At 66.6% G+C, this 19755-nt stretch carries 17 protein-coding genes and 1 pseudogene; 14 read left to right on the top strand and 4 right to left on the bottom strand.

The genetic code is table 11. From position 1 onward, the window contains the following. The coding region (locus ACYP33_RS21000) for a methyl-accepting chemotaxis protein (protein WP_459623768.1) at positions 1-1698 on the top strand (1698 nt) is incomplete at its 5' end. A gap of 36 nt (positions 1699-1734) precedes the next feature. Here the strand turns inward: ACYP33_RS21000 and ACYP33_RS20995 are convergent. Further along, positions 1735-2463, bottom strand: coding sequence for a GntR family transcriptional regulator (locus ACYP33_RS20995; RefSeq protein ID WP_459623767.1), 729 nt, complete (start codon positions 2461-2463; stop codon positions 1735-1737). Between the two features lie 173 nt (positions 2464-2636). On the opposite strand from ACYP33_RS20995, the gene ACYP33_RS20990 reads away from it, so the two are divergent. The 4 genes from ACYP33_RS20990 to ACYP33_RS20975 all read left to right on the top strand — a co-directional run bounded on the left by ACYP33_RS20990 (position 2637) and on the right by ACYP33_RS20975 (position 8028). Continuing rightward, positions 2637-3977: an MFS transporter gene (locus tag ACYP33_RS20990; protein ID WP_459623766.1), complete on the top strand. Its 1341-nt coding sequence runs from the start codon at positions 2637-2639 to the stop codon at positions 3975-3977. 48 nt (positions 3978-4025) lie between these two features. Next, on the top strand, positions 4026-5300 hold the full coding sequence (locus ACYP33_RS20985; protein ID WP_459623765.1) for a glucarate dehydratase family protein: 1275 nt from the start codon (positions 4026-4028) through the stop codon (positions 5298-5300). A gap of 261 nt (positions 5301-5561) precedes the next feature. Continuing rightward, the gene (locus ACYP33_RS20980) at positions 5562-6704 is read left to right on the top strand and encodes a mandelate racemase/muconate lactonizing enzyme family protein (RefSeq protein ID WP_414449653.1); all 1143 of its coding nucleotides are present in this window, start codon (positions 5562-5564) and stop codon (positions 6702-6704) included. 37 nt (positions 6705-6741) lie between these two features. Next, positions 6742-8028 carry an MFS transporter gene (locus ACYP33_RS20975; RefSeq protein ID WP_459623764.1) on the top strand — a complete coding sequence of 429 codons (1287 nt, stop codon included), beginning with the start codon at positions 6742-6744 and terminating at the stop codon, positions 8026-8028. A 34-nt stretch (positions 8029-8062) separates the two neighbouring features. On the opposite strand, the pseudogene ACYP33_RS20970 reads toward ACYP33_RS20975, so the two are convergent. After that, positions 8063-8872: pseudogene (locus tag ACYP33_RS20970) on the bottom strand (TlpA family protein disulfide reductase). A gap of 42 nt (positions 8873-8914) precedes the next feature. Continuing rightward, positions 8915-9310: a GNAT family N-acetyltransferase gene (locus ACYP33_RS20965; RefSeq protein ID WP_459623763.1), complete on the bottom strand. Its 396-nt coding sequence runs from the start codon at positions 9308-9310 to the stop codon at positions 8915-8917. A gap of 195 nt (positions 9311-9505) precedes the next feature. On the opposite strand from ACYP33_RS20965, the gene ACYP33_RS20960 reads away from it, so the two are divergent. From ACYP33_RS20960 to ACYP33_RS20945, 4 genes are all read left to right on the top strand, one after another. Beyond that, the gene (locus ACYP33_RS20960; RefSeq protein ID WP_414449649.1) at positions 9506-10168 is read left to right on the top strand and encodes a GntR family transcriptional regulator; all 663 of its coding nucleotides are present in this window, start codon (positions 9506-9508) and stop codon (positions 10166-10168) included. Continuing rightward, positions 10152-11399 carry a dicarboxylate/amino acid:cation symporter gene (locus ACYP33_RS20955; RefSeq protein ID WP_414449648.1) on the top strand — a complete coding sequence of 416 codons (1248 nt, stop codon included), beginning with the start codon at positions 10152-10154 and terminating at the stop codon, positions 11397-11399. Before ACYP33_RS20960 ends, ACYP33_RS20955 begins: the two co-directional genes overlap by 17 nt. A gap of 196 nt (positions 11400-11595) precedes the next feature. Beyond that, positions 11596-12429 carry a helix-turn-helix transcriptional regulator gene (locus ACYP33_RS20950; protein WP_414449647.1) on the top strand — a complete coding sequence of 278 codons (834 nt, stop codon included), beginning with the start codon at positions 11596-11598 and terminating at the stop codon, positions 12427-12429. A 610-nt stretch (positions 12430-13039) separates the two neighbouring features. Continuing rightward, positions 13040-13366 (top strand): hypothetical protein, encoded by a 327-nt coding sequence (locus tag ACYP33_RS20945; RefSeq protein WP_414444846.1) that lies wholly within the window; start codon positions 13040-13042, stop codon positions 13364-13366. Between the two features lie 85 nt (positions 13367-13451). Here the strand turns inward: ACYP33_RS20945 and ACYP33_RS20940 are convergent, their stop codons facing one another. Then, positions 13452-14594: a TDT family transporter gene (locus ACYP33_RS20940; protein WP_459623762.1), complete on the bottom strand. Its 1143-nt coding sequence runs from the start codon at positions 14592-14594 to the stop codon at positions 13452-13454. A gap of 229 nt (positions 14595-14823) precedes the next feature. Between ACYP33_RS20940 and ACYP33_RS20935 the strand changes: the two genes are divergently transcribed. The 5 genes from ACYP33_RS20935 to ACYP33_RS20915 form a co-directional block, all read left to right on the top strand. After that, positions 14824-15756: a LysR family transcriptional regulator gene (locus tag ACYP33_RS20935; RefSeq protein WP_459623761.1), complete on the top strand. Its 933-nt coding sequence runs from the start codon at positions 14824-14826 to the stop codon at positions 15754-15756. A gap of 356 nt (positions 15757-16112) precedes the next feature. After that, entirely contained in the window at positions 16113-16451 is a 339-nt protein-coding gene (locus ACYP33_RS20930) for a DUF4148 domain-containing protein (protein ID WP_459623760.1), read from the top strand. 95 nt (positions 16452-16546) lie between these two features. Beyond that, entirely contained in the window at positions 16547-17326 is a 780-nt protein-coding gene (locus ACYP33_RS20925) for a response regulator transcription factor (protein WP_459623759.1), read from the top strand. Between the two features lie 426 nt (positions 17327-17752). Next, positions 17753-19231 carry a catalase gene (locus ACYP33_RS20920; protein WP_414445568.1) on the top strand — a complete coding sequence of 493 codons (1479 nt, stop codon included), beginning with the start codon at positions 17753-17755 and terminating at the stop codon, positions 19229-19231. 115 nt (positions 19232-19346) lie between these two features. Next, positions 19347-19755: ankyrin repeat domain-containing protein (locus ACYP33_RS20915; RefSeq protein WP_459623758.1), on the top strand; the 409-nt coding region annotated here is incomplete at its 3' end.

Here is a 19755-nt window from a genome sequence, read left to right as displayed (position 1 = left end):
ATCGACCCCGCGCAAACGATTGACATCCAGGGCGCGGCCGCGCCGACGCTGAAAACCGGCGAGCGCGTGCTCGATCTCGATTTTTCGATTCCCGACGATTTCCTCGCGCGCAGCGGCGCGATCGCGACGGTGTTCGCGCGGCGCGGCGACGATTTTCTCCGCGTCACGACCTCGCTGAAGAAGGCCGACGGCACGCGCGCGATCGGCACGCTGCTCGACCGAAAGGGGCCGGCCTGGGGGCCGGTGTCGAACGGCCGGGTGTATACGGGTCTCGCCGCGCTGTTCGGCAAACGTTACATCACGCAATACAAGCCGATTCGTGACGCGAGCGGCCAGGTGATCGGCGCGCTGTTCGTCGGCGTGGACGTGGGCGCGGAGATCGCGGCGATCGAGGACGGCATCCGCCGCCAGAAGATCGGCGACAGCGGCTATTTCCTGGCGATGGACGCCTCGGACGGCCCCGATCGCGGCAAGTTCATCGTTCACCCGAACGCCGAGGGCAAGCACGGCGACGAAGCCGGCGCGCCGTTCGCGCGGATGCTGGAGATGAAGCGCGGCCAACTCGAATACCGTTCCGCCGACGCGCTGTTCGGCGAAGCGGACGCGCGCGACAAGTACGTCGTATTCCTCACCGTGCCCGAATGGCACTGGCTGGTGGCCGGCATCGCGCCGCGCGACGAGGTGACGGCCGACGTGACGGCCACCCGCGACCGCTTCCTGCTGGTGGGGCTGGCGCTGGTGGCGCTGTTCGGCCTGCTGTTCGTGTGGGCGGTGCGGCGGCTCGTGAGCCGCCCGCTCGACGAGGCGGCGCGGGCCTCGGAGCGGCTCGCGGCGGGCGACCTGAGCGTGCGCATCGCACAGGGCCAGCGCGTGCGCGAGGACGAGATCGGCCGGCTGATTCGCGCGATCGACGGAATCGGCGACGGCCTCGCGCGGATCGTCGCGCAGGTGCGCGAGGGCGCGGCCGTGATGTCGTCGCGCACCGGGCAGATCGCCTCGGGCAGCGGCGACATCGCCGAACGGATCGCCGCGCAGGCCGGCAACCTGGAGCGCACGGCGGCCAGCATGGAGGAACTGACGTCCAACGTGCAGCAGAACGCCGATCACGCCGCGCAGGCCAACCAGCTCGTGTCGGGCGCGTCGGATGCGGCGCGCGCGGGCGGCGAGGCGGTGGGCCGCGTGGTGTCGACGATGGACGAGATCGGCCGCTCGGCGAACCGGATCGCCGACATCACGAGCGTGATCGAAAGCATCGCCTTCCAGACCAACATCCTGGCGTTGAACGCGGCCGTGGAAGCGGCGCGCGCCGGGGAGCAGGGCAAGGGCTTCGCGGTGGTGGCGGGCGAGGTGCGCGCGCTCGCGCAGCGCAGCGCGGCGTCGGTGCGCGAGATCGAGGCGCTGGTGGCCGAATCGGGCGCGACCGTCGAGCGCGGCGCGCGCATCGCGGGCGAGGCGAGCGCGGCGATGCAGGGCATCGTCGAGCGCGTGGGGCAGGTGCGCGTGATCATCGGCGAGATCAGTCAGGCCTCGCGCGAACAATCGCAGGCGATCGAGCAGGTCAATATCGCCGTGACGCAGATCGGCGAGGCCACGCAGCAGAACGCGCAGGTGGTGGACGAGGCGCAGCGCGAGGCGCTGGGCCTGCGCGGGGAGGCGGAGCAACTGGCCGAGGCGGTCAGCGTGTTCAAGCTGACGTAAGCTAAGCCGCGCCCGGGGGCGGCGCGAGCTGCCCGCTCAGTTCTTCAGGAATCCTCCGAAGCGGGCGCGAATGTCGTCGACCTGCGAGAGCGTACCCGACAGATGCGCGCGCAGCGCCTGCTGCGCGCCGTCGGGGTCGCCGGCGGCAATCGCCGCGACGATCGCCGCGTGCTGCATCAGCACGCGCTCGGTCTTGCCGGGAATCGGCACATGCAGGTTGCGCAACCGGTCCAGATGGCCGCTCTGCTTGCGCACCAGCGCCCACAAGCCCGTCACGTCGGCCGCCTCGTACATCAGGCGGTGAAACGCCTGATCGGCGTGCACGAATTCCACGTAGTTCTCGCGCGCCGCATGCATGCGCTGCAGCTCGATGCTGTCCTCCAGCCGTGCCACCAGCGCGGCGGGCGTGGCGCTGGCGAGCCGGTGCACGATCTCCAGCTCGATCGAGCGCCGCAGGAACAACTGCTGGCGCGCCAGCGGGACGTCGATCGAACTGACGACCGTGGCGTGCTGCGGAAAGATGTCCACCAGGCCTTCCTCGCCGAGCCGGATCAACGCGTCGCGGATCGGCGTCTGGCTCAGGCCGTACAGCGCGGCCAGTTCGGCGCGCTGCAACACCGTGCCCGGCGCGATCCGCATGTCGACGATCAGCTCGCGCAAGTGTTCGAACACCTGCGGCGCGGCATGGCGCGAACGGTCGAAGGACGGAGCGATCAGCTCGGGCAGGGCGGCGGCGGTGGGCGGGTCGGAAAGCGTCGGGGTCATGGTCGGAAGCGGAAAACATCGGCCGGGCGTCGTCGCGACACCCCGGCGGCAGCCGCCACGATACCAAACTCCCGCTTCATTGACGCACTAATGTTTTAGTGTTTTAATCCGCAAAACTCGGCGTCGGGCGGTTCGAACCGGCCGGCCGCCGACAGACAACATCAGGAGACACCGTGGAAACTGCGAAGCATCCCGCCGCACCGGGCGAACCCGCGCTCGCGCCGGCCTCGCCGCTCGGGCGCGCCGTCGCGAAGATCGAGCGCCGCGTGCTGCCGCTGTTCGTGATCATGTTCATCGTCAACTACATCGATCGCGTCAACATCGGCTTCGTGCGCGAGCATCTGGCCGCGGACATCGGCATCGGCGCGGCCGCCTACGGCCTGGGCGCGGGCTTGTTCTTCGTCGGCTACGCGATCTTCGAGGTGCCTTCGAACCTGCTGCTCGCGCGCTTCGGCGCGAAGGCCTGGCTCACGCGGATCATGCTGACCTGGGGCATCGCCGCCACGGCGATGGCCTTCGTGCAGGGCGAAACCTCGTTCTACGTGTTGCGCTTCCTGCTCGGCATCGCCGAGGCGGGTTTCTTCCCCGGCGTCATCTATTACTTCACGCAGTGGCTGCCGGCCGGTTCGCGCGGCAAGGCGATGGCGGTATTCCTGAGCGGCTCGGCGCTCGCGTCGATCCTGGCCGGCCCGGTGTCGGGCGCGCTGTTGAGCATCGACGGCTTCGGCCTGCACGGCTGGCAGTGGATGTTCGTGATCGAGGGCGCGGCCTCGATCGTGCTGTGCGCGGTGGTCTGGTTCTGGCTCGATTCGCGTCCGGCCGACGCGCGCTGGCTCGCCGACGCCGAGCGGCGCGCCGTGACCGACACGATCGCCGCCGAGCAGGCCGAGCGCGAGCGCAACCGGCCCGCGCACACGTCGCCGCTCAAGCTGCTGGCCGACCCGAAGATCGCGCTGTACTGCTTCATCTATTTCGCGGTGTCGTTGACGATCTACGGCGCGACGTTCTGGCTGCCGAGCATCATCCGCAAGATGGGCCACTACAGCGATTTCCAGGTGGGGCTGTTCAATTCGATCCCGTGGATCGTGTCGATCGCGGCCATGTACGGCTTCGCCACGCTGGCCTCGCGCTTTCGCAATCAGCAGTTGTGGACCTCGATCGCGCTGGTGATCGCGGCGCTCGGCATGTTCGTGTCGACGTTCGGCGGCGCGTCGTTCGCGTTCGTCTCGATCTGCTTCGCGGCGGTGGGCTTCAAGGCGGCGTCGTCGCTGTTCTGGCCGATCCCGCAGGGCCACCTCGACGCGCGGATCGCGGCCGGCGTGATCGCGCTGATCAATTCGATCGGCAACCTCGGCGGCTTTGTCGCGCCGACCGTGTTCGGCCTGCTCGAACAGCACACCGGCTCGATCCGCGGCGGCCTCACGGGCCTGTCGATCACCTCGCTGGTGGCGGTCGGCGCGGTCTGGATGACGCGCACCGGGCGCCAGCGCGCACGGGCGCGCCGCGCCGACTGAACGATCGACCGAAGCCAGGCCTCGCTCACTTTATTGTCAGGAATCCCCATGAAAATCACCCGAGTCACCGTCACCCCGATCGCCTTCAAGGATGCGCCGCTGCTGAACGCGGCCGGGATTCACGAGGCCTATGCGCTGCGCTCGATCATCGAGATCGAAACCGACACCGGCCATATCGGCCTGGGCGAAAGCTATGGCGATGCGCCGGCGCTGGCGGTGCTCGACGCGGTGAAGGGCGCGCTGCTCGGCCTCGATCCGTTCAAGCTGAACCGGCTGCGCGAGATCGTGCGCGGGGTGGTGTCGCGCCTGTCGCCGGCCAGTTCGGCCGGCGCCGAACTGGCGCCCGGCTCGCACGCGAGCAAGGCGGTCAGCAACGCCTATTCGGCGTTCGAGGTGGCCTGCCTCGACGCGCAGGCGCGTTACCTGAACGCGCCGCTGGTGGACCTGCTCGGCGGCGCGGTGCGCAAGGCCGTGCCGTTCAGCGCCTACCTGTTCTTCAAGTACGCCGAACATATCGACAGCCCGTATCCGGCCGACGGCTGGGGCGAGGCGCTCAGCGAGGCGCAGATCGTCGAGCAGGCGCGCCGCATGATCGACGGCTACGGCTTCGAGAGCATCAAGCTGAAGGCCGGCGCGCTCGACCCCGAGCACGAAGTGGCCTGCGTCAAGGCGCTCAGGCGCGCGTTCCCGAACGCGCCGCTGCGCATCGATCCGAACGGCAACTGGTCGCTCGACACGGCGCTGCGCATGGCCGAACTGCTCGGTGACGATCTGCAGTACTACGAAGATCCGACGCCGGGCCTCGAAGGCATGGCCGAACTGCATCGCCGCACCGGCATGCCGCTCGCGACCAACATGGTGGTGACCGATTTCGACGAGTTCCGCCGCAGCGTCGCGCTGAACAGCGTGCAGATCGTGCTGGCCGACCATCACTACTGGGGCGGGCTGCGCGACACGCAGCAACTGGCGCGCATGTGCGACACGTTCGGCGTGGGCGTGTCGATGCATTCGAATTCGCACCTCGGCATCAGCCTGATGGCGATGACGCACGTGGCCGCCTCGGTCGAGAACCTGTCGTACGCCTGCGATACGCATTACCCGTGGCAGGAGCCGGACGAGGAAGTGGTGAAGGGCGGCAAGCTGCCGATCGTCGGCGGCTGCGTGGCGCTGACCGACGAACCGGGCCTGGGCCTCGAAATCGACCGCGAGCAACTGATGAAGCTGCACGAGCTGTACCGGACCTGCGGCATTCGCCAGCGCGACGACGTCGGCCAGATGCTCAAGTACAAGCCGGACTGGACGAACCGGAAGCCGCGCTATTGAAGTAGACCGTGGCGAGGGCGTTCAGATATGAAATACGACATCGTATAAGTTGGATGCATCGATCGTCAGCTTACATGCACGTTTCAGGCAATAAACGGGCTGACGATTGCACTAAACGAACCCATGACGTACGATGACGGACAATTAACCTGAGCCGGAACCGATCCCGCCTGGCCGGGCGTCGATCGCCCGCGCTCCCTGACCCGCCGCCCGGCGGGCAGGGTGGAGACAGCATCGGTCCGGCGGTTTCGAGACTTGCCCGTGAAAATCGCCGCCGTCGAAGTCCTCCGCCTGTCGCTCGCATTCGATGCGGGACGCCGTCCCGCCTCCGATACCGAAGCCGCTTCCGATACCTACAACGCCGCCGATCGCTCGCTGCGCCGGATGGAGACGCTGCTCGTCAAACTGACCGACGACGCCGGCCGCATCGGCTGGGGCGAAGCGTTCGGTCACCTGATCAATCCGGTCACGTTCGCCGCGCTCGAAGGGCCGGTGGGGCGCTGGTTCCGCGGCGCGGAATTCGAGCCGACGCTCGACGGCATCGCGGCGCTGCGCGAGCGCGCCGATCACGCGCTGCATGCGTTCGGCCGCACCGGCCCGGTGCTGTACGCGCTGTCGGCGATCGACACCGCGCTGCACGATCTCGCCGCGCAAGCGGCCGGCTTGCCGCTGTACCGCTGGCTCGGCGGCCATCGCGACACGATCGACGTGTACGCCAGCCTGGTCAGCTACGAGAACGAACCGGATGAAGTGGCGCGCCATGTGCGCCGCGCCTGGGACGAAGGCTTCCGCGCGATCAAGCTGCACGAAACCGAACAGGACGCGATCGTGGCCGCGCGCCGCGCGTTGCCGGCGGCCGGCCAATTGATGGTGGACGTGAACTGCCCGTGGAGCGCGACCGAAGCGGCGCAGCGCGTGGATGCATTGCGGGAGGTCGGGCTGGGCTGGATCGAGGAACCGGTGTGGCCGTGCGACGACGTTGCCGGCATCGCGCGGGTTCGCGCGCTCGGCGTGCCGGTGGCGGCCGGCGAGAACGCCTCGGGCGTGGCCGGTTTTCGCGAGCTGTTCGAGCGCGGCGCGCTCGATGTCGCGCAGCCGAGCATCGCGAAGATCGGCGGTCCGACCGGCATGCGCGCGGTGATCGCGCTGGCCGGCAGCTACGGCGTGCGCGTCGTGCCGCATTGCTTCTACTACGGCGCGGGCCTGCTCGCCACCGCGCACGTGGTGGCCACGCTGCCCGACGACGTCGCGCTCGAAATTCCGTATCTCGACTGGCCCGAGCGCCTGCACGCCGCGCAGCGCCCCGGCGCGCGGCTCGCGCTGCCCGACACGCCGGGCCTCGGCTTCCAGCCCGACGAAGCCCTGTTGACCCGCAACCTGATGGCCCGCGCCACGCTCGATTGACGCGCCGGCCCCCTCTTATAACGATCAAGGAGACACGATGAAATTTCGCTACCGCTGGTGGGTGGGCGCACTGCTGTTCGGCGCCGGGATGCTCAACTATCTGGACCGCGCCGCACTGTCGGTGGTCGCACCGATCATCAAGCGCGATCTCGGCATCAACGATGCGCAGATGGGCGTGCTGTTCAGCAGCTTCTTCGTCGGCTACTGCCTGTTCTGCTTCGTGGGCGGCTGGGCGGCGGACCGTTACGGCCCGCGTCGCGTGTTCGCGGTGGCAGCCGGCATCTGGTCGCTGTTCTGCGGCGCCACGGCGCTGGCCGGTTCGTTCGCTCACCTGATGATCGTGCGCGTGGCGTTCGGCATGGGCGAGGGGCCGATGGGCACCACCACCAACAAGTCGATCTCGAACTGGTTTCCGCGCAGCGAGGCCGGGCGCGCGGTGGGCTGGACCAACGCCGGGCAGCCGCTCGGCGCGGCCATCGCGGCGCCGATCGTCGGGCTGGTGGCGCTCCAGTTCGGCTGGCGCATCTCGTTCGTGGTGATCGCGCTGCTGGGCTTCCTGTGGCTCGCCGCCTGGTGGACGCTGTTCCGCGACGATCCGGCCACCCACCCGCGCGTGACGGCCGAGGAGGCGCGAGAAATCATCGCCGACCGCGCCGTGGAAGCGATCCCCGAGGCCGGCCAGCAAGCCGGCCACGAACGCGGCCTGTTCCGCTATCTGCTGTCGCGCCCGGTGCTCGGCACGGCGCTCGCGTTCTTCAGCTTCAACTACGTGCTGTATTTCTTTCTGTCGTGGTTGCCGAGCTATCTGACCGACTATCAACACCTGAACATCAAGCAGATGAGCGTGGTCGGCATCCTGCCGTGGCTCGGCGCAACAGTGGGCTTCGCGATGGGCGGCACGGTGTCGGACCGGATCTACCAGCGTACCGGCGACGTGCTGTTCGCGCGCAAGATCGTGATCGTGGTGGGGCTCGGGGTGGCGGCGGCCTGCGTGCTGCTGGCCTCGCAGGTCACCTCGCTGGTGGCGGCCGTGACGCTGATCGCGATCGCCAGCCTGTTCGCGTTCATGGCGCCGCAGGCGTGCTGGTCGCTGCTGCAGGAAATCGTGCCGCGCCAGCGGGTGGGCGCGGCCGGCGGCTTCGTGCACCTGCTCGCGAACCTGGCCGGCATTCTGTCGCCGAGCCTGACCGGCTGGCTCGTGCAATACGGCGGCGGTTATTCGAGCGCGTTCGTGCTGGCCGGCGCATCGGCGCTGGCCGGCGCGATCATCCTGATGGTGGCGGTGCGCGCCTCGGCCGTGGAGCGGTTGCGCGGCGCGGTGTAAATCGTGAGACGCCCGCTTGGGGCTTCGGTCGGACTCAATGCCCGAAGCGCGCGCCGATCACATCTTCGAGGCGGGCCGCGGTGATTTCGCCGACATGCGATTCCACCAGCCGGCCGTTTGCATCGAAGAACAGCGTGGTCGGCAGGCCGCGCGAGCCGTAGGCGCGCATCGCGCTGCTGGCTGGGTCGAGCAGCACGTTGCCGAAGTGCAGGCCCTGGCTGTCGAGAAACGCGCGCACCGTGCGCGCGTCTTCCCCTTGATTGATCATCAGGATCGCGACGTTGGCATGTTCGCCCTGCGCGCGTGCCAGCACCGGCATCTCGCGCCGGCACGGCGGGCATCAGCTTGCCCAGAGATTGACCACTACCGGTTTGCCGGCCGTCAGTGCCGGCGTGACGGGCGCGCCTTCGAGCGTGCTCAGATGCAGCGAGGCCGGTTGCGGCGCATCGCGTTGCAGCGTGACGACCAGGCCTTGCGCGAGGCCCCACGCCACGATGCCGGCCGCGAGGCCCCCGAGCACCGGACGGCGCAGCGCGGGCAGGCCGCGCAGGCGCCAGCCGAGAAACGCGAGCGCGGCGAGCACGCCGGCCCAGCCGAGAAAGCCGCCATCGCCGATCGCCGCGATCGCGCGCGGTGCGGCCGCGTACTGCGGCCACCAGCGCGCGACATAGGCGAGGCGCGCCGCCACCAGCGCGATCAGCAAACCATCGAGCAGCAGCGCCGCGGCGCGCTTGCCGCCATGCACGCGCTCGCGCCGTTGCAGGCCGAACGCCACCAGCCCGGCCAGCAGGGCGGCCGCCGCGATCGCTGCCACCTGCACCGAGAACGGCCCGACGCTCGTCATGGCCGATGCCCGCCGTTGTCAGGAATCGATCGGATGGCCATCTCAGATCGCCATCGACATTCGGAAGAACAGCAGATCGGGCTTGGCGGCCAGCCGCAACGGCTCGGAGCCGCACACGAAGCCGAGCCGTTCGTAGAAGCCTTTCGCCGAATCGCGCGCCGTGCACCACAAGATCCGGCCGCCGCGCTCGCGCGCATGGCGTGCACCGAGGTTGACCAGCAGCCGGCCGAAACCGAGGCCGCGCAGCGATTCGTCGATCGCCATGCCGCGCAAGCGCCAACCGTTCGGCGCTTGCGCGTCGCTGTCTTCGCGACATACCGACGCAACGCCGACGATCTGCCCGGCGCGTTGCACGCCGAGATGCAAGGTCTCGACATCGAGATCGCCGGCCAGACGCGACGCCATTTCGTCACCGTCGAGCAGCAATCGGGCGCGCAAAGGAACTACTTCGTCAGCCGAAACGCTGAGAATTTCAAAAAGTGAAGCGTGAGTCATCATCCGAAATCGTACCGGGAAAAACCTTCATTCTGATATGAAAACCCGTCAAATCTGACGGTTGATCGGCGAATTGCGACGGCGTATCCTCGTCGCGGGCCGATTGCGACAACCTAAAGACAATACTGCGATCTCAGGATGGAAGAAAAAATACATTCCGACGCTGACAATGCGTACGACGAAATTCGAACACGAATTCTTGACGGCAGGCTGGAACCAGGGCAAAAAATTTCTCATCGCGGTTTGGCGAACAAACTCGGCATTGGGCAGATGCCGGTACGTAGCGCCTTGCAGCGTCTCGCTACCGAAAACCTCGTGACCGTATTCGACAAGCGAGGGACATTCGTTACCGATCCCACACACGACGATCTTCAGCAAATCTACGAAGTGCGCCTTGCGCTCGAAAGCGCGGCGGCGTATCTGGCCGCCTGCAAGGGGCCGACATCCGCGCTCGTCGAATCGGCGGAACGCATCACGCGGCTGCTCGAAAGTGGTGAGGCCGACATCATGGCCGAACAGCGGATCGGCTGGGTATTTCACAAGGAAATGTTTGTGGCCGCGCAAAACGAGCGGCTTCACGATCTTTATAAGTTGCTCAAGGCGCAAACGCTGGCCTTGAACGAATTGCCGCGTCAGGACCACGCAACGGTTCGGCGCGGCACCATGGAGCACTTGGCGATCTATGCCGCGATCCGCGACGGGCAACCCGAAGCGGCGCGCATGCATATGTGGAATCACATCGTCGATGGCACCCCCGCACGAATTCAACTGATACGGGCCGCACATGAATCAAAGGAATAACAAGTCTTCCCTGCCGATGTGGATGATCGTGGCGCTGATTCTGGGCGCGATCGCCGGTGTGGCCGCTCCGCGCTTTGCGGCCGATGTCGGTTTTCTGTCCGTCATGTTCGGCCACGCGATCAAGATGGTGGTGATGCCGCTGATCCTGCTGTCGGTGACGGTCGGCAGCTATCGCGCCGTCGAGCAACGCCGCCACCTCGGCCGCACGGCCGCCATCACGATCGTGTTCTTCATCGTCATGACGGCGCTGTCGAGCGCGCTTGGCCTGGGCCTGAACTGGATTTTCCGGCCCGGCCTGGGCGCGCCGCTGACCGAATCGGGCGCGCTGCCGCAGCATCTGGCGTCGAGCATCGACTGGCTCGGCTTCATCACCGACATGATTCCGCAGAACCTGGTCGCCGCGCTGGCGTCCGGCAATGCGATTCCGGTGCTGGTGTTCGCCGTGCTGCTCGGCACTGCGCTCGGCGCGGCGGGCGAGGCCGGGCGTCCGGCCATCACGTTGTTTTCGTCGCTGCTGGCGGGGCTGTTCAAGATGGTCGAGTGGATCGTCGCGCTGTCGCCGCTGGCGATCTTCGCGGCCGTGGCCGGCCTGATGAGCAGCCGAGGCGTGTCGGGGCTGATGCCGCTGGTGCGGCTGCTCGGCATCGCCTACCTCGGCATGGCGATCCTCGCGCTGCTGCTGACCGCCATCGTGATCGCCACCGGCCAGCGTCCGCTCGCCGTGATCCGCAAGGTCAGCGAGCCGTTGATCCTCGCGTTCACCACGCGCTCGTCGGAAATCACGTATCCGGTGCACTTGAAGAAGCTGACGGAAATGGGCGTGCCGCAATCGGTGGCTTCCACGATCCTTCCGCTGTCCTACATTTTCAATCGCGACGGCGCGGTGCTCTACACGGCGCTGGCAGTCGGCTATCTCGCCGATGCGTACCACATCGTCTGGAGCTGGCCGCTCGCGCTGACCATCCTCGTGCTGACCATCCTCACGATCGACGGCGCGGCCAACGTGCCGTCGGGCGCTATCGTGGCGATCACGATCGTGCTGGCGGCGGTCGGCTTGCCGGCCGAAGCCGTGTTGCTGATTCTCGGCGTCGATGCGTTCTTCGACATGGGCCGTACCGCACTGAACGTCTATGCGAGCACGGTGGCGATGACGGTGTCGATGCGGCTGTCGAGGGGCGAGCGCGATGCGGCGGCCGACCCGGTGGACGGCGGCGCGGGTCAGCCGACCTGAGTTCCGCGGCAACGAAGGGGCCGGCGCAGGCGGTTGCGTCGGCCACCCTGCTGTTTCGATGAAGTTGTAGGTGGTCACGCAGCGGTGCCTCGTCGAGTGCGATGGGGCACAGCGTTTTTGCAGCGCTGGGGCGGGCAATCTGCGATCACAGTTTTGTGCCGTGACAGGCGGCGCGGGAAGCACAAGGAGCAAGGTGTTGGCAAACAGGGAAGGCGTACCGTACGACGAGCCGCGTGGCAACGCCGCGCAGAGCGTTGGCGCGCGATCGCCGTCGAGCGCGTCGGTCATGGCGCTGACGAGTTTCGAGTCCGATGATTGGGCGCTGTTCGATGAATTCGAGCGCGCGCCGCATTTCGAGGCCGTACGCGCGATCGCGTCGCGGCTCGTGCGGCAGCTCGGTGGCGAACGTTTTGCATTCCTGCTGATGCCGGCCGAGGGTGCGCCGCTGCGGCCCGCCGACGAGCTGGCGTTGACCGACGCCGAGCCGGGCTGGCTCGGCACCTACCGGGCGCGGCGCTGGTTCGATGCGGACCCCGGCGTGGCCTATGCGCGCCGCACCTCCACGCCGATCGTGGCCACCGGCATCGCGGCACTGACGGAAGGCCAGCACGCGCTGCGCGAACACGATGCGGCGCACGGCTTTCGCGCCAAGCTGATCGCGCCGGCGCATCTGCCGACGCAGGGCTTGAGCGGCGTGCTCTACGTGGGGATCGACGCGAGCCCGCGCGAGGGCGAGGCGGCGTTGCATGCGAAGCGCATCTTCTATCGGTTGCTCGCCAGCGAACTGCTCGACTGGCTGGCGCGGCAGATGCGCCGCAATGCGGCGCGCTCGCTGGCGCTGACGGCGCGCGAGACGCGCATCCTGAAGCTGCTGCGCGGCGGCCAGACCGCGAACCAGATCGCCGCGGAGTTATGCGTGGCGGTGCCGACCGTCTACGGGTATTACAAGCGACTCAATGAAAAATTTTCCGTCAATCACATTTCACTGACGGTAAAGCGCGCTACCGCACTCGGCCTGCTCGATCCGTAAATCGAATGCGTGAGTTTTGAGCGTTAGCGCACAGGACAATAAAAATCGACCGAATATCATCGATTCACGAGATCCAGGGCGTGGCGAAAAATATCTTATTTTCGATGCGTGCATATTTTCAAGATTTGATGGAGAATGGCGCCGGCCCATGTGCCATGGGCCGTTCCGCATCTCCTGGCTGACCGCGCGGTATCGATAATCGATGCGGCGCGGGTTCATCTTTAAGCCGGTGCGGCGGCGATACCAAGTAATCGTTTCCAATAACAAAATGGCGTTGATGCCGTGGACGAGTTAAAGCCGGCGGCTTGGCTGGATTGATTCCGCGATATTGAAAATAAGCCATGCATTCGATGCGCGGGGTACACCCCGTCAACACGCAAAGATCGGCTTGCTTCACCGGAAGCAGCCGCCGTTGCACTTCGATAGCGAGAGGCCATGAAACCCTTATTTCACGAACCACACCGCAGCCGTGCCGTGACCGTCGAGAAACGCGGTCCGGCGCCGAGTGCATGGCTCGTCGTTTGAGGCGGCGAGCGGCAACCGCAGCAGGAATTCGGGCACAAGGCGGCTTCGTCAGCGAAGCCGGCCGGGAAGAAAGGAGCGAGGGCAGATGAACGCGCAGCAGATGCGGGCGGTGAAAACGGGCGTGGCGGGAGACATGAACGGCGCGGCGGCGGGGCGCATGACCAAGGACGAGATGCGGATCGACGTGCTGTTCGGCCGGGTCCACGCTCAGGAGGCGCTGTTGAAGGCCATGATGGAGCAGTGCCGCGATCGCGAAGGGCTGCTGCGCTGCCTCGAAGCCGAAACCGAGCAGATGGGCCAGGCGTTGCGCGACAGCGATTGCTCGCTGCTGATGTACGCGGCGTTCATGGAGCACACGGCCGCGCTGCGCGACAGCATCGCCGCCGAAACCGTCTGCACGGACGGCGACTGAGCCGCATCCGCGCCCAGGCGCGAGCGGATCGGCCCCGATGTTCCGGGCGCCGATCCGCATCCTCCCCGGATTCATTCGATTCGCCTCAGGCCTGCGAGCTTGCCAGGCATGGCGCGCGGAACATGCGCCCTGCCACCAACCCCCGCAGCGTGCGGGCGAGCACGACGATCCACAGCATGCCGAGCAGGCAGGCGAAACCGGTGCCGAGCTGCGTGAAACCGTCGAAGCCGGTCACGTGCGCGAGGTTGAACGTCGCCAGCGTGTACACCCCGATCGGAAACGTGAATCCCCACCAGCCCAGATTGAACGGCAGCCCCTCGCGGCGATAGCGCCACATGAACAGCAGTGCGCAGGCCAGCCACCAGAGGCCGGCGCCCCAGAGCAACAGCGCACCGAGCACCCCCACGTCGCGAGCGACGGCGGCCACCGATTGCAGCGCGGTGCCCGCGAAGGCTTGCGCGGCGGCGTTGCCGAGCGTGAGCAGCCCGAGCGCGCCGGTGCCGATCGGGCCGAGCGTGAGGAAGCTCGTCACGCCAAGTTCGCGATGCGGCAGCTTGTGGATCACCAGGCGGAACAGCACGATCGTCAGGATCGAGAACGCGAGCGGCACCGAGATCGCCCACAACACGTAGCCCGCCCCCACCACCCAGCGCGCCGTCTCGACGTTCAGATGCGGGGCCAGCACCGCCGCGCTCGATGCGGCCACCTCGGGCGCGACGATCGGCAGCAGCAACGCGGCGGTCAGGCGTTCGAGGCTGTGCTCCTGCACCGTGAACACCAGATACGGCACGCCCACGGCCACCGCCACCGACAACACCGCGTCAAACCCCCACAAGCCGAACGCGACCGAGGTGGCGGCATTGCCGTCATGGGCGCCGCCGAACAGCACGATGCCGTTGACGATCGGTGCGAGCCCCATCGGCAGGGTGCCGAGGAACAGCGACTGTATCGGGTGACGGAGCATCGGCCGCACCGTTTCGCCGAACAGCACGAGCCGGCCGACGAACATCGCGGCGAACAGCGCGTAGAGCGCGATATCGATGCGCCAGAGCCAGCCGGCCAGCAGCGGCTTGAGCGGCGACGCGCCCGGCAGCGCGTTCAGCACGAGGAAGACGACGCCCGTGCCCATCGTCACGGCGAACCAGTTCGGCGTGAATTGGCGGATGTTTTCGAGCCATGCCGGCCGGGGGGCGGCCAGCGGGGTGGGTGAGGCAAGACGGTGTGTCATCGTGGGCTCCGCGGAGGTCTGGAGAAGATGAAACGAGTCTAGTGACGCGGCATGGATATAAAAAATACATATTAACGATCGATGCGATGCTTTTTTGGTATGCTTTTCGGCACGCTTTTTTCCTCGAACCGGGAATAAACGGCGCGCCACGGTGTTTGCCTGCGAGGGCAACGAACGGCGCGACCTGCCGGCCGTCCACCCCTGTCACCGCGTTCCGACACCCGACCCGATGAATTTCACGCATTTGCTGGCGTTTTACGAAGTGGCCCGCGCCGGCAGCGTCAGCGCGGGCGCCGAGCGGCTGCATGTCAGCCAGCCGGCCGTCACGCGCGAGATTCGCGAGCTGGAGGCGCGGCTCGGCCTGGTGCTGTTCGATCGGCTGCCGCGCGGCGTGGCGTTGACCGAGGCGGGGCGCGTGCTGTTCGATCACGCCGCGCAGATCTTCGCGCTGGCCGATGCGGCGCAGGCCGAACTGCACGAGATGGCGGGGCTGGGCGCCGGGCAATTGAAGATCGGCGCGAGCAATACGCTCGGCGTTTATTGGGCGCCCGATCTGCTGTCGCGCTTTCATGCGCAATACCCGCGCGTCGCCATCGAGCTGGCCGTCGCCAATACCGAACAAGTGGAGGCGGGGCTGCGCGAGATGCGCTTCACGCTCGGCTTCGTCGAGGGGCCGTTCGATGCCGCGGTATTCGACGCCCGGCCGATCGGTGCCGACGAGATCGCCGTGGTGGCCGCCGCGAATCACCCGCTGGCGGGCCAGCGGCTCGATCCGGCCGTGCTGGCCGATCGCGCCGTGATTCTGCGCGAACCGGGCTCGGGCACGCGTGCGATCGTCGAGGAGGCCTACGCGAAACTCGGGCTGCCGATCGTGCCGCGCATGTCGGTGGGCGACACCGAGGCGATCAAGCGCATGCTGATCGCGCAGCCGGCGCTGGCCTATCTGTCGGTGCTCAGCGTGCGCGACGAGATCGCGCGCGGCGACCTGCGGCTCGTCGAGGTCGATGCGCCGCGCATCGAGCGGGCGCTGCATATGGTGTGGTTGAAGGGGCGCTCGCTGTCGCCGGCCGCGCAGGCGTTGATGGCGCTCGTGGCGCCCGCCGAGGCACCATTGCCTTCGCTTCTTCCTGCCGCCAAACGCCGCCGCAAGCGGGCCGCCTGAACCCGTTTCGCCATCTTCCCGCGCCGGCCGCCGGCCGCGTCTGCTTCTTCTTTCCTGCGTTGACGTCCACGAACTTTTTCGTGCGACGCATGTAACCCAACTCCCGCACCGCACGATCTATTCGTTGAGCGACGCGCTCGCGACGCTCGGAAACACCGGCGATCAAAGTTTTTTTCATCGAGCCGGAATATTCGCATCGAGGCGGTGTTAGCACATCTGACAGGCCTTGATTTGCGAAGCAGACAGGCCTGACGAACCGAGGGAAATCCTCAAATTGATCAGGACGCCGAATGTTATTCGGGCGATACGAAACGCACCGATCGACGCATCCCCAACCTTTATCTGGAGCACTGACCATGAACAAGCTGACCACTCTCGCCATCGCACTCTGCGCCATCACGATCCCGTCGCTGTCGTTCGCACAGACGCAGGCGCCGCTGACGCGCGCCCAGGTCGTCGCCGAACTCGTGCAACTGGAGCAAGCCGGCTACAACGCGTCGGCCGGCGAAGACACCGACTACCCGACCAAGCTGCAAGCCGCCGAAGCGAAGGTGGCCGCCGAGCAGGTGCAACACGCGCAGCAAGCACAGCAACCGCAACACGCCGCGATGCCGAAGACGCAAACCTCGGCCTCGATGAGCAACGCGGATTGCGTCGGCCCGGCCAGCTTCTGCAACACGTACTTCGGCAGCTGAGCCATGAGGCCGGTGTCGAAGCGTCGCGCGGGCGCATCCCGCCCGCGCGTGTCGAACCGCAGGACCGAACCCGTGCAACCGATGGGAGGCCGCCGATGAGCCATATCCTCGTGATCGAACCCGACGATGCGCAGTACCGGCAGATCGCGGCGGTACTCGGACAGGAAGGGTTGTGGCCGCAACAGGCGGTCACGGCGCGCGACGCGCTGCATCGCGTGACGGGCGGCGGCTATGCGCTGGTGATCGTCGCGCACGACATCGCCGACGTCGACGGGCCGACCATCGTCGGCGCGATGCGCGCAACCGGCGTGAGCGTGCCGATCCTCGCGACCGACGCGACCGGCAGCATCGAGCGCTGCGTGCGGATGCTGAAGGCCGGTGCCGACGACTATCAGCCCTGGCCGATCGATTTCGATGAGCTGGGCGCCCGTACGCTGGCGCTGCTGCGGCGGCAATCGCGCGCGCCGTTGCCGGCGGACCCGTCGACCAGCGCGCAGTTGCACGCGGCGGGGATCGTGCTGGACCGGATTCGACGCATCGTGTTCGTCGATTCGACGCTCGTGATGCTGCGCCCCACCGAATTCCGGCTGCTCGAATTCCTGATGCAGAACCAGGATCGCGTCGTCACGCGGCGCATGATTCTCGAGGCCGTATGGCAGCATCATTTCGATCCGGGCACCAACCTGATCGAGGTGCATGTGAAGCAGTTGCGCGGCAAGCTGCACGACCCGAACGGCAAGCGCTTCATTCGCACCGTGCGCCGCGCGGGCTACTATTTTTCGGGCGATGGCGCGGTCGACGCGGAGCCGGAGCATGGCGCTGCCACGCGCGCACGCGCCGACGAGACGCGGATGACGGACAGCGTGCACGCCTGACAGAAATACGAGTGAATTATTTCCGATGTGCGATTGCACCCGGTAAAAATCGGCAATTGCCATTGATGCATTGCAGTAATTAATTATCCGAAAATGGCTATCACGATTTTTAAAATCGTGCTTTGAGTTGCGGAGAAATATCGGATTGCTGATCAATTGAGGGTTGCTTGAGGAAGGCTGCGAGCCTTTTCGGGAAAGGGTTTGAAGGCGGTCATGAAAGACCGTGGCCAGCCGATCCGGGCATCTGATTGAGCATCGCTATTTCCGCTATTGCGAATTCCAATTGGAGCGTTTTGCTTCGAATAAATAGCATCCATTTCGTCCCGATTTGCCACATCCCCAGTGGTATCACTTCCTCACGGAGACGAAATGAAGAAGCAAAACAATCAGTCGCGTTGGGCGATTCCGGTGGCTGTCGGCCTGCTGATGTCGTCGTCGGCGTTTGCCGCGAACCTGACGCGCGATAACGGTTCGCCCGTCGGCGACAACCAGAATTCGCAAACGGCCGGCCCCGCCGGCCCGGTCCTCCTGCAGGACTCCCATCTGATCGAAAAGCTGCAGCGCTTCGACCGCGAGCGGATTCCCGAGCGCGTCGTGCATGCGCGCGGCACCGGCGCGTTCGGCGAGTTCGTGGCCGATGCGGATATCTCCGATCTGTCGCGCGCCAAGGTGTTCGTGCCCGGCGAGCACACGCCGGTGTTCGTGCGCTTCTCGACGGTGATGGGCTATCGCGGCTCGCCCGAACAAGCGCGCGACCCGCGCGGCTTCGCCACCAAGTTCTATACGAGCGAGGGCAACTGGGATCTGGTCGGCATCAACCTGCCGATCTTCTTTATCCGCGATGCGATCAAGTTCCCCGATTTCGTTCACGCCAACAAGCCGAGCGCGGTGACCGGCGTGCAGGATGCGAACCTCGCGTTCGACTTTTTCGCGCACGCCCCCGAAGCGACCAACATGCTGACGCGCCTCTACAGCGACGAAGGCATGCCCGATTCGTACCGGCGCATGGACGGCTTCGGCGTGCACGCGTTCAAGCTCGTCAACGCGCAGGGCCAGGTGCATTACGTGAAGTTCCACTGGAAGAGCGAGCAGGGCATGGAAGGGATTCGTCCGAAGGACATCCCGGCCTCGATCGGCCGCGACTGGAACCTGATGTCGAACGATCTGTACGGCGCGCTCAAGCGCGGCGACGATCCGAAGTGGGACCTGTATATCCAGGTGCTGAACCCGGACGATCTCGACAAGTTCGATTTCAACGCGCTCGACGACACCAAGGTGTGGAGCAACGTGCCGGAGCGCAAGATCGGCACGATGGTGCTGAACCGCGTGCCGGACAACTACTTCGAGACGACCGAGGAATCGGCGTTCGCGCCGTCGCGCATGGTGCCGGGCATCGAGCCGTCGGAAGACCGCATGCTGCAAGGGCGGATGTTCTCGTACGCCGATACGCAGATGTACCGCATCGGGCCGAACTTCAACTCGCTGCCGATCAACCGCCCGCGCGTGCCGGTCGTCAACAATAATCAGGATGGCTTGATGAATGCGGGCGACCGCAAGGGCGAGGTCAATTACGAGCCGTCCACGCTCGGGGAGATCCCGCAGGACCCGCAATACAAGTACGTGCAGACGCCGCTGCACGGCACCACCCAGCAGGCCGCGATCCACAAGACGATGAACTTCGGCCAGGCCGGCGAGTACTACCGTTCGCTGTCGTCGCAGGGCAAGGCGGATCTGGTGACGGCGCTGTCGGCCGACCTGAACCACGTCACCAACGACGACAACAAGATCACCATGCTGTCGTACTTCTACAAGGCCGATGCCGATTACGGCAAGCGCCTGGCCGCCGCGACCCACGCCGATCTGTCGCGCGTGCAGTCGCAAGCCGCGTCGCTGAGCGACAAGTAAGCGGCGTGCCGGTGCCGCCTCGCGCGGCACCGGCAGGGCAGGCGGGCGCATCGGCCATGCGCTCGCCCGCCGGCTCACGCATCGCATGCCCCATTTCCCGACGGAGCCTTATGACATGCCGTTCCGCAGCATTGACTCCCTCCGCTTCAAGGCCGCGCTTGCCGCGCTGCTGCTTTCGCTCGGCGCCTGTACGGCGCCTGTGCTCCACAAGCCGGAACCCGGCGCTGCGGTGCCGGACGTTCATCATTACGACGACGACTGGTTCGCCGCGGCCCGGCTCGGCCGTACCGACATCCTCGACGCGCTGCTCCAGGCGGGGTACCCGATCAACGCGGCGACGCGCCAGGGCTATACGGCGCTGATCCTGACGGCCTACGATGCGCAGCCGCAGGCGATGGATTTCCTGCTGTCGCACGGCGCGAACGCCTGCGTGGGCGACCGCAACGGCAACACCGCGCTGATGGGCGCGATCTTCAAGGGCGAACTCGACACCGCGCGGCGCCTGATGAACACGTCGTGCGCGA

The organism is Burkholderia sp. 3C (assembly GCF_054589155.1).
Note: the sequence above shows the minus strand (reverse complement) of the source record. Positions and strands in the feature narration are given on the sequence as shown.

Bases quoted from the DNA above. Each gene is read 5' to 3' on its own strand.
- ACYP33_RS20925 (WP_459623759.1), top strand. From the start codon at position 16,547: ATGAGCCATATCCTCGTGATCGAACCCGACGATGCGCAGTACCGGCAG.
- ACYP33_RS20945 (WP_414444846.1), top strand. From the start codon at position 13,040: ATGAACGCGCAGCAGATGCGGGCGGTGAAAACGGGCGTGGCGGGAGAC.
- ACYP33_RS20940 (WP_459623762.1), bottom strand. From the start codon at position 14,594: ATGACACACCGTCTTGCCTCACCCACCCCGCTGGCCGCCCCCCGGCCG.
- ACYP33_RS20975 (WP_459623764.1), top strand. From the start codon at position 6,742: ATGAAATTTCGCTACCGCTGGTGGGTGGGCGCACTGCTGTTCGGCGCC.
- ACYP33_RS20930 (WP_459623760.1), top strand. From the start codon at position 16,113: ATGAACAAGCTGACCACTCTCGCCATCGCACTCTGCGCCATCACGATC.
- ACYP33_RS20995 (WP_459623767.1), bottom strand. From the start codon at position 2,463: ATGACCCCGACGCTTTCCGACCCGCCCACCGCCGCCGCCCTGCCCGAG.
- ACYP33_RS20985 (WP_459623765.1), top strand. From the start codon at position 4,026: ATGAAAATCACCCGAGTCACCGTCACCCCGATCGCCTTCAAGGATGCG.
- ACYP33_RS20935 (WP_459623761.1), top strand. From the start codon at position 14,824: ATGAATTTCACGCATTTGCTGGCGTTTTACGAAGTGGCCCGCGCCGGC.
- ACYP33_RS20960 (WP_414449649.1), top strand. From the start codon at position 9,506: ATGGAAGAAAAAATACATTCCGACGCTGACAATGCGTACGACGAAATT.
- ACYP33_RS20920 (WP_414445568.1), top strand. From the start codon at position 17,753: ATGTCGTCGTCGGCGTTTGCCGCGAACCTGACGCGCGATAACGGTTCG.
- ACYP33_RS20955 (WP_414449648.1), top strand. From the start codon at position 10,152: ATGAATCAAAGGAATAACAAGTCTTCCCTGCCGATGTGGATGATCGTG.